Here is a 14784-nt window from a genome sequence, read left to right on the forward strand (position 1 = left end):
TGCGGGGCCATGACGACGCTGCACCCGCGCCTGCGCGCGGTCCTCGACGACGTGCCCGCGTACGTGCCGGGGCGCCCGCCGCAGGCGCTCGACGGGCTGGTGCCGTACAAGCTGGCGAGCAACGAGAACCCGTTCCCGCCGCTGCCGTCGGTCGTCGACGTCGTCGCGCGGGCGGCGGCGAGCGCCAACCGCTACCCGGACATGCTCAGCACCGAGCTCGTCGCCGCGGTGGCGCGCCACGACGGCGTCCCGCCCGAGCACGTCGTCGCCGGGCCCGGCAGCGTCGGCGTGCTGAGCCAGGTGCTCACGGCGGTCGCGAGCGCCGGCGACGAGGTCGTGCACGCCTGGCGCTCCTTCGAGGCCTACCCCATCGTCGTCCGCCTCACCGGGGCCGAGCCGGTCCCCGTGCCGCTGCTGCCCGACGGGCGGCACGACCTCCCGGCGATGGCGGCCGCCGTCACCGAGCGCACGCGCCTCGTGCTCGTCTGCAGCCCCAACAACCCCACGGGGCCGGCCGTCACGGCGGAGGAGCTCGAGGCCTTCCTCGACGCCGTGCCGCGCGACGTCCTCGTCGTCCTCGACGAGGCCTACCGCGAGTTCGTGCGGCCGGAGGCGGGGGCGCCCGACGCGGTCGCGCTGCACCTCGAGCGCCCGAACCTCGTCGTGCTGCGCACCTTCTCCAAGGCGTACGGGCTCGCGGGCCTGCGCGTCGGCTACGGCCTGGCGCACCCCGTCGTCGCCGACGCCCTGCGCAAGACGGCCATCCCCTTCGGCGTCAGCACCCTCGCGCAGGCGGCCGCCGTCGCCTCGCTCGAGGCGGAGGACGAGCTGCTCGAGCGCGTCCGGTCCATCGTCGCCGAGCGCGAGCGCGTCGCCGCGGCCCTCGCCGAGCAGGGGTGGGAGGTGCCCTCGACGGAGGCGAACTTCGTGTGGATGCCGGTCGGCGAGCGCGCCGGCGAGCTCGCCGAGGCGTGCAGCGCGGTGGGCCTGTCGGTGCGCGCCTTCGCCGGTGACGGCGTGCGGGTGAGCATCGCCGAGCCCGAGGCCGGGGACCGGTTCCTCGAGGTGACCGCCTCCTTCCCGCGGGGCTGAGGGGCGCCCGGACGGCGTCGGCGCCCCACTCGGGAGCCCGCGGCGGGCGCCGCGCGCCCGTCGTCCTCCACCGGCGCCCCACCGGGCCGCCCGGGCCCGCGCGCGGCGGTCGGACGGGGCCGAGGGCGCCCCCGACGCCGGAGTACCGTGCCCCGCTGGATCGCCCGAGCACCGGGTCGAGCAGCGAGCGCAGGCCGCCGAGGGAGGGCACGTGACGTCGTCGACGGGCCGCACAGCCACCGCCTCCACCCCGTCCGCCGCGGGTGGGTCGCCCGCCGCGGCCGGGCCGATGCACGTCGTGCAGATGCTCACGCCGGACGGGCGGCGCGTCGACCACGAGGAGGACCCGGCCCTCGCGGCCCACGCGGCGACTCTCACGGCCGAGGACCTGCGCGGCATGTACCGCGACATGGCCCTCGCCCGGCGCGTCGACGTCGAGGCCACGGCGCTGCAGCGCCAGGGCGAGCTCGGCCTGTGGGCGAGCCTGCTCGGCCAGGAGGCCGCGCAGGTGGGCTCGGCCCGGGCGACGCTGCCGCAGGACAGGCTCTTCCCGACCTACCGCGAGCACGCCGTCGCGATGGTGCGCGGGGTCGACCCCGCGCAGGTCCTCTCCCTCTTCCGCGGCGTGGACCGCGGCGGCTGGGACGTCGAGGCCACCGGCCTCAGCCCGTACGCGCTCGTCATCGGCAGCCAGACCCTGCACGCGACCGGCTACGCCATGGGCGTCCAGCGCGACGGGGCCGTGGGCACGGGCGACCCGGCCCGGGACGCCTGCGTGCTCGCCTACTTCGGCGACGGCGCGAGCAGCCAGGGCGACGTCAACGAGGCCTTCGTCTTCGCCACCGCCTACCAGGCGCCCGTCGTCTTCGTCTGCCAGAACAACCAGTGGGCCATCTCCGTGCCGGCGGAGCGGCAGACGCGCGTGCCCATCGCCCAGCGCGCCAGCGGCTTCGGCTTCCCGGGCGTCCGCGTCGACGGCAACGACGTCGTCGCCTGCTACGCCGTCGTGCGCGCGGCCGCCGAGCGGGCGCGCGCCGGCGAGGGGCCGACGCTCGTCGAGGCCTTCACGTACCGGATGGGCGCCCACACGACCTCCGACGACCCGGGGCGCTACCGGCCCTCGGTCGAGGTGGAGCAGTGGCGCGCCCGCGACCCGCTCACCCGGCTCGAGGCGCACCTGCGCCGCGACCACGGCGCGGACGACGCCTTCTTCGCCGACGTCGCGCGCGAGGGCGACACCGCGGCGTCGCGGCTGCGGCGGGCGGTGCTCGAGATGCCCGACCCGGAGCCGGGCTCGATGTTCGACCACGCCTACGCGGCGGAGCACCCCCAGGTCGAGGAGGAGCGCGCCTGGTACGCCGCCTACCTCGCGGGCCTGGACGGCGAGGAGGGGCGCACGGCATGAGCGAGGGCACCGGGACGGGTGACGGCGGGCGCGGGCCCGAGCGGGTCACCATGGCGCGCGCGCTCAACCTGGGGCTGCGCGCCGCGATGGAGCGCGAGCCGAAGGTCCTCGTCATGGGCGAGGACATCGGGGCCCTCGGCGGGGTCTTCCGGGTCACCGAGGGGCTCGCCAAGGACTTCGGCGAGGAGCGCGTCGTCGACACACCGCTGGCCGAGGCCGGCATCGTCGGCACGGCCATCGGCCTGGCGATGCGGGGCTACCGGCCCGTCTGCGAGATCCAGTTCGACGGCTTCGTCTTCCCCGCCTACGACCAGATCGTCACCCAGCTGGCGAAGATGACCCACCGCAGCCGCGGGACGCTGACGATGCCCGTCGTCATCCGCATCCCCTACGGCGGGGGCATCGGGGCCGTCGAGCACCACAGCGAGTCGCCGGAGGCGCTCTTCGCCCACCACACGGGCCTTCGGTGCGTGAGCCCGTCGAACGCCGTCGACGCCTACTGGATGATCCAGCAGGCGATCGCCTCGCCCGACCCCGTGATCTTCTTCGAGCCCAAGCGGCACTACTGGGACAAGGCCGAGCTCCACGCGTCGGCCGAGCCCTACCCGCTGCACCGGGCGCGGGTCGTCCGGCCGGGCACGGACGTCACCGTCGTCGCCTACGGGCCCACCGTCCCGCTGGCGCTGCGCGCGGCCGACGCCGCCGCCGAGGAGGGCCGCAGCCTCGAGGTCGTCGACCTCCGCTCGATCTCCCCGCTCGACCTCGCTCCCGTCGAGGAGTCCGTGCGCCGCACCGGCCGCTGCGTCGTCGCGCACGAGGCGCCCGTCTTCCTCGGCCTCGGCGCCGAGGTGGCCGCCCGCGTCACCGAGCGCTGCTTCTACTCCCTCGAGGCGCCCGTGCTGCGGGTCGGCGGGTTCTCGGTGCCCTACCCGGCCGCGCGCCTGGAGGAGGAGTACCTGCCCGACGCCGACCGCCTGCTCGAGGCCGTGGACCGGGTGCTCGACACCTGACGCGTCCGGCCCGCCGCCCTGCGCCACACTGGCGCTGCTCGCGGCAGGCGCAGCTCAGACGACCGGCGGCCCGGCCGCCCCGAGGCTCAGGAGGACCGCGTGGCGGTGCAGCACTTCCGGCTCCCCGACGTCGGCGAGGGGCTGACCGAGGCGGAGGTCGTCGCCTGGCGGGTCGCCGTCGGCGACGAGGTCGCCACGAACGCCGTCCTCGTCGAGATCGAGACCGCCAAGTCGCTCGTCGAGCTGCCCTCGCCCTTCGCGGGCGTGGTGCGCGAGCTGCTCGTCGACGAGGGGCGCACCGTCGAGGTCGGCACCCCCATCGTCGCGGTCGAGGTCGCCGGTGCCGACGGCGAGGGGGACGCCGCGGGCGAGGACGGCGAGCGCCGCGACGTCCTCGTCGGCTACGGGCCGGGCAAGCGAGCCTTGCGCCGCCGACGTCCGGCGGCCGCCGCCGGTGGCGACGGCGGGAGCGCGCCGGGGCCGGAGGCTGCCGCTGACGCCCCGTCCGCCCCCGCGGCGCCGGCGGCGAGCGGCGCGCGCGCCGACCTCCCGGCCGAGGCCCCCGCGGCGCCCGTCGGCCCCCCGCCGGCGGCGGCGTCCTCGGCGGCCCCGGCCCGGCCCCTCGCGGCGCCGCCGGTGCGCAAGCTCGCGCGGGAGCGGGGCGTCGACCTCGCCGAGGTCCGCGCCACCGGTCCGCGCGGCACGGTCAGCCGGGCCGACGTCCTCGGCCACCTCGACGCGGCGGCCGACGTGGCGGCGGCTGCGCCGTCGTCCGGCTCCCTCGGCCAGGAGCAGCGGGTTCCGGTGAGGGGCGTGCGGCGCGCCATGGCCGAGGCCATGGTCCGCAGCAGCACCGAGGCGCCGCAGGCGACGCTGTTCCACACCCTCGACGTCACGCGGACGATGAAGCTCGTCGCCCGGGTGAAGCAGGACGACCGCTTCGCCGGCGTGCGCGTCTCCCCGCTGCTGCTGGCCGCCCGCGCCGTCGTCCTCGCGCTGGGCCGCACGCCGGAGATGGGCGCCCGCTGGGACGGCGACGCCCACGAGCTCGTCCTGCCCGCCGGGGTCCACCTGGGCGTCGCGGCGGCGACGCCCCGCGGCCTCGTCGTGCCCGTCGTCCGCGACGCCCACGCCCTCGACCTGCTCGACCTGGCGCGGGCCCTCGGCGAGCTGACGACGACCGCGCGCGAGGGCCGCACCCCGCCCGAGGCCATGACCAGCGGGTCCTTCACCATCACGAACATCGGGTCGCTGGGCATCGAGGCGGGCGCGCCGCTGCTCAACCCCGGCCAGACGGGGATCCTCGCGCTCGGCTCGGTCGCGCAGCGGCCGTGGGTCCACAAGGGCCGCGTCCGGCCGCGCTGGACGACGACCCTCGGCCTCACCGTGGACCACCGGGTCGTCGACGGCGCCCAGGCGGGGGGCTTCCTCGCCGACGTCGCCGCCGTCCTCGAGCGCCCCAGCCAGGCGGTCGTCTGGTCGTGAGGCTCCACCTCCTCCAGGTCGGCTACGGCGACGACGAGCCCGTCGCGGCCCGGCGCGACCGCGTCGCCGCGCTGGTGGCCGCGCAGGAGGGCGCGGACCTCGTCGTCCTGCCGGAGCTCTGGGCCCACGGCGGGTTCGCCAGCGCGACGTGGGCCGAGCGGGCCGAGGCGCTCGACGGGCCGACGGCGCGGGCGATGGCCGACGCCGCCCGGGCCTGCGACGCCGTCGTCCACGCGGGCTCCCTCGTGGAGCGCGACGGCGACGCCCTCCACAACACCTCGCTGCTCCTCGGTCCGGACGGCGCCCTCCTCGCGCGCTACCGCAAGGTGCACCGCTTCGGTCACGGGCGCGGGGAGTCGGAGGTGATGACGCCGGGGGAGGAGGTCGTCGTCGTCGACGCCCCCCTGCCGGGCGGCCCCGTCGGGGCGCCCACTCCGCCCGTGGGTCCGGGCCCGGCCGTGCAGCGGGGCCTGCCCGTGGGGCTGGCGACCTGCTACGACCTGCGCTTCCCCGAGCTCTTCCGGGCGCTGGTCGACCGCGGGGCCCGGCTCGTCGTCGTCCCCGCGGCCTGGCCCGCCGCCCGCGCCGAGCACTGGCGCCTCCTCGTGCGGGCCCGCGCGCTGGAGGACCAGGTGCTCCTCGCCGCCTGCGGCACCGCCGGCACGCACGCCCGCACGCCCATGGCCGGCGCGAGCGCCGTCGTCGGACCCGACGGCGCCGTGCTCGCCGAGGCGGGCGAGGCCGAGGAGGTCCTCGTCGTCGACGTCGACCCCGGCGTCGTCGACGCCGCCCGCGCCGCCTTCCCGGTGCTCGCCGACCGCCGCCTCTGACCCGCCCCGCCGCGAAGGTGACGCCTCCTTCACCTCCAGGGTGCCTGCACGCGTGAAGGTGACGTCTCCTTCACCTGAGGGGTGCTTCGGGAGGTGAAGGTGACGCCTCCTTCACCTCCGGGGGGCCTCGATCATGGACCTCGCGCCTCCCCCGCCGGGGGCCGTCACCGAGGTGGGCCCGAGGGCCCGCCGGGCGGCGCCTACCCTTGCTGCGTGAGCGCGGGGACGGCGCCGACGGCGCAGCGGGACGGCGGGAGCGGTCGTGCGCCCCGCCCCACGGGCGCGCGGCCGGAGACGACCTCGCCGCCGCGGTGGTGGCTCGTCGTCGTCGTCCTCGCCCCCCTGGCCACGGCGCTGGGCCTGCTCTGGGCCCTCGCGACCGGTGGCGCCGCCTCGCCCGACCTCGTGCGCGACCCCGGCGCGCTCGTCCGGTACGGGCTGCCCGTGGCGACCCTGCTGCGCGACCTGGCGATGGCGATGACGCTCGGCGGCCTCGTCCTCGCGGCCGGCGTCGTCCCGGCGCGCGCGCCGTCCTGGGCGCCGGCCGCCCGGACGGCGGCGGTGGCGTCGGGGGTCTGGACGGTCGCCAGCCTGGCCGTGCTCGTCCTCACGGCCGCCAACCTCTCGGGGACGCCGCTCGCCGACCCGTCCTTCGGGGCCCAGCTCGCGATCGTCGCCACGCAGATCACCCAGGGGCAGGCGCTGCTCGTGTCGACCGTCGTCGTGGCGCTCGTCGCGACCGCGGCCGTCGGGGTGCGGACGCCCGCGGGCGCCGGCTGGACGGCGGTCCTCGGCGCGCTGGCGATCGTCCCGCTCGCCCTCAACGCCCACTCGACGGGCACGAGCGGCCACGAGACGGCGGTCAGCTCCTGGGGCCTGCACGTCCTCGGCGTCGCGGTGTGGTTCGGCGGGCTCATGGCGCTCGTCGCCGTCGCCCGCAGCACCGGCGCCGAGCTCCCCGTGGTCGCGCGCCGCTACTCCGCGCTCGCGCTCGTGGGCTTCGTCCTCGTCGTGGCCTCGGGCGTGGCCAACGCCTCGCTGCGCGTCGCCGGGCTCGCCGACCTCCTCGGCACCGGCTACGGGCTCCTCGTCGTCGCGAAGGCGACGGCCGGCGTCCTCCTCGGCTTCGCCGGGTGGGTCCACCGGCGCTCGCTGCTCGCCGCCATCGACACGCGCACGGCCGCCGGCGCGGGCGCGCGCGGGCCCTTCTGGCGGCTCGTCGGCGGCGAGGTCGTGCTGCTGGGCGCCGTCTCCGGCGTCGCGGCGGCGCTGTCGCTGACCCCGCCGCCCGTGCCGCAGGAGCTGCCGCCCGCGCCCACGCCGGCGGAGCTGCTCACCGGCGAGGCGCTGCCCGAGCCGTTCCGCCCCTCCAGCGTCGTGACGCAGTGGCAGACCGACGTGCTGTGGGTCGCCGTCGCCCTGGCGCTCGCCGTCGCCTACGGGCGCGGCGTCGCCCGCCTGCGCCGCCGCGGCGACCGCTGGTCGGTCGGCCGCACCGTCGCCTTCGCGATCGGCCTGGTCGTCCTCGTCTACATGACGAGCGGGGCCCCGGCCGCCTACGGCCGCACGGTCTTCAGCGCCCACATGGTCCAGCACATGGTGCTGAGCATGCTCATCCCCGTGCTGCTGGTCCTCGGGGCGCCGATGACGCTGGCGCTGCGCTCCATCCCCAAGCGCCGCGACGGCTCGCGCGGGGTCCGGGAGTGGCTCGTCGTCCTCACCGAGTCGCGCTGGCTGCGGGTCGTCTCCCACCCCGTCGTGGCGGCGGTGCTCTTCGCGGGCAGCCTCATCGTCTTCTACTACACGCCGCTCTTCGAGCTGGCGCTGTCGACCCACGTGGGCCACGAGCTGATGATGGTCCACTTCCTCGGCGTGGGGTACCTCTTCGCCAACGCCCTCGTCGGCATCGACCCTGGTCCGAACCGGCCGAGCTACCCGCTCCGGGTGGTCCTGCTCTTCGCGACGATGGCGTTCCACGCGTTCTTCGGCATCGCCATCATCTCGAGCGAGACGCTGCTCGCGGGCAGCTGGTTCTCCTCGACGGGCTGGGGGATCGACGCGCTCGCCGACCAGCGCACCGGCGGTGGCATCGCCTGGGGCGTCGGTGAGTTCCCGACCCTGCTGCTCGTCGTCGTCGTCGCCGTGCAGTGGGCCCGCAGCGACGAGCGCGAGCAGCGCCGCCGCGACCGCACCGCCGACCGCACCGGCGACGCCGAGCTGGTGGCCTACAACGCGATGCTCGCCGAGCGCGACCGCCAGGACGCCCCGCGCCGCTGACCCGGTCGTCCCCCCCCCACGCACTTCGTCGACACATCGCCGTCCAGGGGCGCCCTCACGGGCACTTCGTCGTCACCCCGCCGCCAGGGGGCGTCTCTCGAGGCACTTCGTCGTCAGTTCGCCGTGCGGGGGGCCCGCCGAGGGCCACGTCGGCGACAGACGGCTCCGGGGGTGACGACGCTCGCCCGGTCGGCGGGGTCGCCGCGTGGTAGCACAGGGCCGTGACGACGCCGCCTCACGACCGCGCGACCGACGACCGCCCCGCCGCGGACCCGCTCGCCGACCTCTCCGCCTACGTCGCGCAGCCGCGCGTCAGCGGCCTCGCCCTGAGCCCGGACGGACGCCGCCTGGCGCTCGCCGTCGCGGGCCTCGACGGCGACGGCACCGGCTACGTGACGAGCCTGTGGGAGTCGCCGCTCGACGGCGGCCCCTGCCGCCGCCTGACCCGTGGGACCACCGGCGAGGCCGCGCCGGTGTGGACGCCGCAGGGGGACCTGCTCTTCACGGCCAAGCGCCCCGAGCCGTCGGCGCCCGGTCGCGCGGGGGCGAAGCCGCAGCCCGACCCCCAGCCCGGGTCCCCGGCCGAGCCCGGCCAGCCGGGCGGCGGCGGGAGGTCCGGCGACGACGTTCCGCCGGCGCTGTGGTGCCTGCCCGCCGGGACGGGCGAGCCGCGGCCCGTCGCCGCGCGACCCGGCGGCCTGTCCGTGGTCGCCGTCGCCCGCACCAGCGGCGCGCTGCTCGCCACCTCGCCGACGATGCCGAGCACCGCCCAGGGCGGCGACGACGCCGCGGCCCGCACGGCGCGCACCGAGGCGGGCGTCGGCGCGGTCCTCCACACCGGCTACCCCGTGCGCTTCTGGGACCACGACCTCGGGCCCGACCGCGACCGCCTCCTCGCCGCGGACGCCCTGGCGGGCCCGACGAGCACCGCGGGCGCCCCCGACCCTCGGTTCGCGCTGCGCGACCTCACCGGCCACGTCGGCCCGGCGCTGCACGAGGCGGCCTGGGACCTCTCGGACGACGGGCGCACCGCCGTCGGCACGTGGACGGTCCTGCGCGCGCACGGCGAGCAGTCGCTCCAGCTCGTCGCCGTGGACGTCGCCACGGGGCGGCGCACCGTCCTCCTCGACGACCCGGAGGTCGAGCACGAGGGCGCCGTCCTGTCGCCCGACGGCCGCACCGCCGCCTTCGTCGCCACCCGCGTCAGCACGCCGGAGCGCGCCCCCCGCTCGTGGCTCGCGCTCGTCGACCTCGAGCACGACGACGCCGGTGCCGTCGTCGGCGCGGAGGCGCGGCGCGACCTCACCGAGGGGTGGGACCGCTGGCCGCACGCCCTCGCCTGGACGCGTGACGGCGCGGCCCTCGTCGTGGAGGCCGACGAGGCCGGGGCCGCCCCGCTCTTCCTCGTCGACGCGGCGTCCGGCGACGTGCGCCGCCTCACCGCGGACCACGGCGCCTACGCCGGCGCGCAGGTGGCGCCCGACGGCTGGGCCTACGCGCTGCGCTCGGCGTACGACGCCGCCCCCGCGCCCGTCCGGGTGCGCCTGGAGGACGGCGCCGTCGAGGACCTGCCCTCGCCCGTCGCGCCGCTGGCCCTGCCCGGCCGTCTCGAGGACGTCCGCACGACCGCCGCGGACGGCACCGAGGTCCGCAGCTGGCTGTGCCTGCCGGACGGCGCGAGCGCCGACGCGCCGGCCCCGCTGCTCCTGTGGGTCCACGGCGGGCCGCTCGGCTCGTGGAACGCCTGGTCGTGGCGCTGGAACCCGTGGCTGGCCGTCTCGCGCGGGTACGCCGTCCTCCTGCCCGACCCCGCGCTGTCGACCGGGTACGGGCAGGACTTCGTGCAGCGCGGCTGGGGCGCGTGGGGCGCCGCGCCCTTCACCGACCTCATGGCCGCCACCGACGCCGCCGAGGCCCGGGACGACGTCGACGCCACCCGCACCGCGGCGATGGGCGGGTCTTTCGGCGGGTACATGGCCAACTGGATCGCCGGGCACACCGACCGCTTCGACGCCGTCGTCACGCACGCCGGCCTCTGGGCGCTCGACCAGTTCGGCCCGACGACGGACGCGGCGTACTTCTGGGGCCGTGAGATGACGGCCGAGATGGCGCGGGAGAACAGCCCGCACCACAGCGCCGACGCCATCACGACGCCGACCCTCGTCATCCACGGCGACAAGGACTACCGCGTGCCGATCGGCGAGGGCCTGCGGCTGTGGTGGGACCTCGTCTCGCGGAGCACCGCCGAGGACGGCTCGACGCCGCACCGCTTCCTCTACTTCCCCGAGGAGAACCACTGGGTGCTCTCGCCCGGCGGCGCGGTCGCCTGGTACCAGACCGTGCTGGGCTTCCTCGACCACTACGTGCTCGGGCGGGCGTGGGTGCAGCCCGACCACCTGGGGTAGGGGCTGGGGACAGCGGTCCGCGCGCCGGTCCCCCACCTGGCACGGTGACGCAGTGCCGGACGAGCCAGCGACGACGACGAGCGCGGCAGGATCCGGCGCCTGGCGCCCGCTCGCCGTCGTCCTAATCGCGGTGGGCGCGATGGTGGCCGGCACGGCCCTGCTGTCACCGACGGCAGGGGCGGGCGAGGCATCCGCGGTCGACCTCGTCGTCCGCCACCCGGTCGTGGTCGGCGCCCTCCGCACGCTCGTCGTGGTCCTCGCCCTGTTCCTCGTCGCGTCCGCCGTCGCACGGGCTGCGAGCGGGTCGTGGGTCCGGCGGGTGGGGCCGGTGGACGCGAGCGCGGAGGTGGTCGACCTGGCGTCGGACTCCGAGGCGCTGCGAGCCGACCTGGCCCGGGCCGAGGCCGAGGTGACCCGCTTGACGGGCGAGCTGGCGGCAGCGGTGGACCTGCTCGACCAGGTGGCTGATACTCCGAGCGGGAGCGGTCCGCCGGGCGAGGAGGAGCAGCCGTGACGACGATGACCGACGACCAGCGCGACCGGATCCGTCGGCAGGTGGCCAGCGGCCGCGAGGCCATCGCCAGCGCGAAGGCGGAGCTCCAGCGCATCGACGAGGCCCTGGAGCGCTCGCGTCGCGTCCGTGACCGCACCCTCCCGGCGCTGAGACGGGCCGGCTACCTGCGGTGACGCTGCGCTGACGCGGGGGAGCGGTCGAAGGCGTCCACGAGCGTGACCGTGCACGGTCACGCTCGTGGACGGCTCCCGGGGCACCGCCCCGCCGGTGCGACCATCGACCCGTGAGCACGAGCACCTCCCGCACGGCCAGCACCTCCCGCACGGCCAGGACCCCCCGGACCCGCGCCCCCGAGCTCGTGGGCCGCCGCTGGGTCGGCACCGACGGGCGGGCGCTGCGGATGGCGGACCTGCGCGGCCGCTTCGTCCTCCTCGACTTCTGGACGAGCTGCTGCGTCAACTGCCTCCACGTCCTCGACGAGCTGCGCGACCTCGAGGAGCGGTGGGCCGCCGAGCTCGTCGTCGTCGGCGTCCACTCGCCGAAGTTCCCCCACGAGGCCGAGCCCGGCGTGCTCGACGACGCGGTGCGCCGCTACGAGGTGCACCACCCCGTCCTCGACGACGCCGACATGACGACGTGGCGGGCCTTCGCCGCCCGCGCCTGGCCGACGCTCGTGCTCGTCGACCCGACGGGGTACGTCGTCGCGTCGCTGTCGGGGGAGGGGCACGCGCACGGCCTCGACGCGCTGCTCACCGAGCTCGTGCCCGAGCACGACGAGCGGGGCACCCTCGTGCGCGGCGAGCGGCTCTTCGCCCCGCTGCCCGAGGAGGCCCCGGCCGACGGCCTGCGCTTCCCCAGCAGCGCCCTCGTGCTGCCGGAGCGTCTGGGCGGCGGCGTGCTCGTCACCGACACCGGCCACCACCGTCTCGCCGTCCTCGACGACGACCTCGCCGTGGTGCGGGCCGTCGGCGAGGGGGCGCGCGGCCTGCGGGACGGCGACGGCGCGACCGCCCGCTTCGCCGAGCCCCAGGGCCTGTGCCTGCTGCCGGAGGACGTCGCGGAGCGCCTCGGCGTCGACGTCGTCGTCGCCGACAGCGCGAACCACGCCGTCCGCGGCGTGCGCCTCGCGCGCGACGGAGAGCCCGGGGGTGAGCCCGGGGACGAGCCTGACCGGGTCATCACCCTCGCCGGCACGGGCGAGCAGCTGCGACGCCGCGAGGGCGGGGGACCGGCGCTGGCGCAGGACCTCTCGACCCCGTGGGACGTCGCGTGGTGGGACGGCCAGCTCGTCGTCGCCATGGCGGGGCTGCACCAGCTGTGGGCGCTCGAGCCCGGCGTCGGGGAGGCGCCCGACCCCGCCGACGGCGTCGTCCGCGTGCTCGCCGGCACGTCCGCCGAGGGCCTGCGCGACGGCGACGCCGAGCAGGCGTGGTTCGCGCAGACCTCCCGCCTCGTGCCGTCCGCCGACGGCGCGGCGCTCTGGGTCGTCGACTCGGAGACCTCGGCGCTGCGGCGCCTCGTGCGCACGGGCGACGCGCCCGACCGCTCCGTCCCCGTCGTCGAGGACGCGCGCCTGGCGAACGCCGCCCCCGTCGCCGCGCCCGGCTACGCCGTCGAGACCCTCGTCGGCTCGGGCCTGTTCGACTTCGGCGACCGCGACGGCGGCGCGGGGGAGGCGCTGCTGCAGCACCCGCTGGGAGCGGCCGTGCTGCCCGACGGGTCGGTCGTCGTCGCCGACACCTACAACGGCGCCCTGCGCCGCTACGACCCCGCGGCCGCCCCCGGCGAGCCCGCGGTGACGACGCTCGCGGCCGACCTCGCGGAGCCGACGGGCGTCGCCGTCCCCCCCACCACGACGGAGGAGGGGGAGGACGCCGAGCTGCTCGTCGTCGAGTCCCGCGCCCACCGGCTGCTCCGCCTGCCCCTGGCCGCCGGTCGCGCCGTCGGCGCCGCGGCCGGCCGGGTCGAGCGCCCGCCGACGCCGCTGGCCGCCGGGCCCGTGGACCTGCGGGTGCGCTTCGTCCCGCCCGCCGGGCAGCACCTCGACGACCGGTGGGGCTCGCCCGTCCGGGTCGTCGTCTCCGCGAGCCCGCCCGACCTGCTCGCCGACGGCGCGGGGACGACGACGGCGCTCGACCGCCCGCTCGTCCTGCGCGGGGAGGCCGGTGCGCACGGCGTCCTCCACGTGTCCGCGCAGGCCGCCGCCTGCGACGCCGGGGAGGACGGCGATGTGCCCGAGCACGCGGCGTGCCACCTCTACCAGCAGGACTGGGGCATCCCCGTCGTGCTGGGTGACGGCCCCGGTGAGCTCGTGCTCGACCTGCGCGGCGTGTGAGGACCCTCGTCGGCTAGAAGCCCGCGCGGCGCGGGCCGCCCGGGTCGCCGCCGGCCCCGCCGGCCCCGCCCATGAGGCCCCGCAGCTGCTCCTGCGCCTGCGCGGCCATGGCGGCCATCTGGTCGCCCTGCTGCGCGCGGTCGGCGACGAGGCGCTCGTGGTGCTGCTCGCAGACGCCGGTGCCCTCGAGGAGCACCGCGGCGGGCGTGCGGGCGCGCCCGGCCAGGCAGGGCGAGCACCAGCCCAGCGGGCTCGGGACGTCGGGCACGACGGTGCCGCCACCGGTCTGCGCGCTCATGCCCCGACGGTACGGCGGGCGGGCGCGGCCGGCGCTCCGCGCGTCGTCCCGGTCAGACGCCGGTCACGGTCCGGTGCCCGAAGAGCCCCGGCAGGCCGCCGGTGTGGACGAGGACGGTGCGCTCGCCGGGCCGCACCTCGCCGCGGCGGACGGCGGAGGCCAGGCCCGCGAGCGCCTTGGCCGTGTAGACGGGGTCGAGGACGACGCCCTCCGTGAGCGCCGCGGCCGAGAGGGCGGCGGTGCTCGCACGCGTGGGCAGCCCGTAGCCGTCGCCGACCTCGTCCCGCGGCAGCCGCAGGTGGTCGGGCCCCACGCCCGCCAGCGCGGCGGCGGCGCCGTCGGGCAGGTGGTCGCCGAAGGCCGCGGCGACACCTCGGACGAGGCCGACGACCCGCTCGACCGGGTCGGGCACCGCGCCGACGTCGACGCCGAGCACGCGGCCCGCGCCCAGCCCGGCGACGAGGCCGGCCATCGTCCCGCCCGAGCCGACGGCCGTGACGACGTGCGCGGCGTCGGGCACCTGCGCCGCCACCTCCGCGGCGGCGTCGACGTAGCCGAGGACGCCGAGGGCGTCGGACCCGCCGTAGGGGATGCGCGACGGGCGCGCGCCCTCTCCGCGCAGCCGCTCGACGACGGCGTCGGCCGCGGCGTCGAGGCCGGCGCTGTCGACGTCGCCCGCCCACTCCACCCGCGCGCCGAGGAGCTCGTCGAGCACGAGGTTGCCCGCGGGGCGCTCCGGCGCGGCGCCGACGAGCACGAGGACGCAGCCGAGGCCGGCCCGCCGGGCGGCCGCGGCGGTGGCGCGCGCGTGGTTGCTCTGCCCCGCGCCCGTCGTCACGAGGACGTCGGCGCCCTCGGCGAGCGCCCGCCCGACCGTCCGCTCGAGCTTGCGCACCTTGTTGCCGCCGCCGCCGAGCCCGGAGAGGTCGTCGCGCTTGAGCACCAGGTCGTCCGGGCCGAGCCCGAGGTGCTCCGCGAGCCGGGGCGCCGGCTCGACGGGGGTGGGCCACGTGCCGAGGGGCAGGTGCGGGGCGGGCGTCGTCGGCATGCTGCGGAGGCTAGGGCGCCGACGGGCCGGGAGGGGGTGACGACGAGGGTCCGCCCGGCGCGGGGACCGCCGCCGACCGGCGGGC

Annotated in this window: 12 protein-coding genes; 10 read left to right on the forward strand and 2 right to left on the reverse strand. The window is 77.8% G+C overall.

What is annotated here, in order from left to right; translation table 11 throughout:
* Positions 1-9: 9 nt before the first annotated feature.
* The 10 genes from hisC (at position 10) to Q0789_RS04905 (ending at position 13353) form a co-directional block, all read left to right on the forward strand.
* Positions 10-1092: a histidinol-phosphate transaminase gene (gene hisC / locus Q0789_RS04860; protein ID WP_298802692.1), complete on the forward strand. Its 1083-nt coding sequence runs from the start codon at positions 10-12 to the stop codon at positions 1090-1092.
* 211 nt (positions 1093-1303) lie between these two features.
* Positions 1304-2497: a pyruvate dehydrogenase (acetyl-transferring) E1 component subunit alpha gene (pdhA, locus tag Q0789_RS04865; protein WP_298802694.1), complete on the forward strand. Its 1194-nt coding sequence runs from the start codon at positions 1304-1306 to the stop codon at positions 2495-2497.
* Positions 2494-3507 (forward strand): alpha-ketoacid dehydrogenase subunit beta, encoded by a 1014-nt coding sequence (locus Q0789_RS04870; RefSeq protein WP_298802696.1) that lies wholly within the window; start codon positions 2494-2496, stop codon positions 3505-3507. The genes pdhA and Q0789_RS04870 overlap by 4 nt, the downstream gene beginning before the upstream one ends.
* Positions 3508-3606: 99 nt before the next feature.
* A complete protein-coding gene (locus tag Q0789_RS04875) occupies positions 3607-4992 on the forward strand; it encodes a dihydrolipoamide acetyltransferase family protein (RefSeq protein ID WP_298802697.1) in 1386 nt (461 codons plus the stop codon).
* A complete protein-coding gene (locus Q0789_RS04880) occupies positions 4989-5822 on the forward strand; it encodes a nitrilase-related carbon-nitrogen hydrolase (protein WP_298802699.1) in 834 nt (277 codons plus the stop codon). The genes Q0789_RS04875 and Q0789_RS04880 overlap by 4 nt, the downstream gene beginning before the upstream one ends.
* Before the next feature lie 213 nt (positions 5823-6035).
* On the forward strand, positions 6036-8099 hold the full coding sequence (locus tag Q0789_RS04885; protein WP_298802701.1) for a cytochrome c oxidase assembly protein: 2064 nt from the start codon (positions 6036-6038) through the stop codon (positions 8097-8099).
* Positions 8100-8320: 221 nt separating this feature from the next.
* Positions 8321-10504: an alpha/beta fold hydrolase gene (locus tag Q0789_RS04890; protein WP_298802703.1), complete on the forward strand. Its 2184-nt coding sequence runs from the start codon at positions 8321-8323 to the stop codon at positions 10502-10504.
* A 52-nt stretch (positions 10505-10556) separates the two neighbouring features.
* On the forward strand, positions 10557-11018 hold the full coding sequence (locus Q0789_RS04895) for a hypothetical protein (RefSeq protein ID WP_298802705.1): 462 nt from the start codon (positions 10557-10559) through the stop codon (positions 11016-11018).
* Positions 11015-11191 (forward strand): hypothetical protein, encoded by a 177-nt coding sequence (locus Q0789_RS04900; RefSeq protein WP_298802707.1) that lies wholly within the window; start codon positions 11015-11017, stop codon positions 11189-11191. The genes Q0789_RS04895 and Q0789_RS04900 overlap by 4 nt, the downstream gene beginning before the upstream one ends.
* A gap of 110 nt (positions 11192-11301) precedes the next feature.
* Positions 11302-13353, forward strand: coding sequence for an NHL domain-containing thioredoxin family protein (locus Q0789_RS04905; RefSeq protein ID WP_298802709.1), 2052 nt, complete (start codon positions 11302-11304; stop codon positions 13351-13353).
* Between the two features lie 13 nt (positions 13354-13366).
* Here Q0789_RS04905 and Q0789_RS04910 read toward each other — a convergent pair whose 3' ends face one another.
* Together Q0789_RS04910 and Q0789_RS04915 are read right to left on the reverse strand one after the other, a co-directional pair.
* Positions 13367-13651: a hypothetical protein gene (locus Q0789_RS04910; protein ID WP_298802711.1), complete on the reverse strand. Its 285-nt coding sequence runs from the start codon at positions 13649-13651 to the stop codon at positions 13367-13369.
* Between the two features lie 52 nt (positions 13652-13703).
* The gene (locus tag Q0789_RS04915; RefSeq protein ID WP_298802713.1) at positions 13704-14699 is read right to left on the reverse strand and encodes a pyridoxal-phosphate dependent enzyme; all 996 of its coding nucleotides are present in this window, start codon (positions 14697-14699) and stop codon (positions 13704-13706) included.
* Positions 14700-14784: the final 85 nt, after the last annotated feature.

Source organism: uncultured Pseudokineococcus sp. (assembly GCF_947499845.1).
Taxonomy (GTDB): domain Bacteria; phylum Actinomycetota; class Actinomycetes; order Actinomycetales; family Quadrisphaeraceae; genus Pseudokineococcus.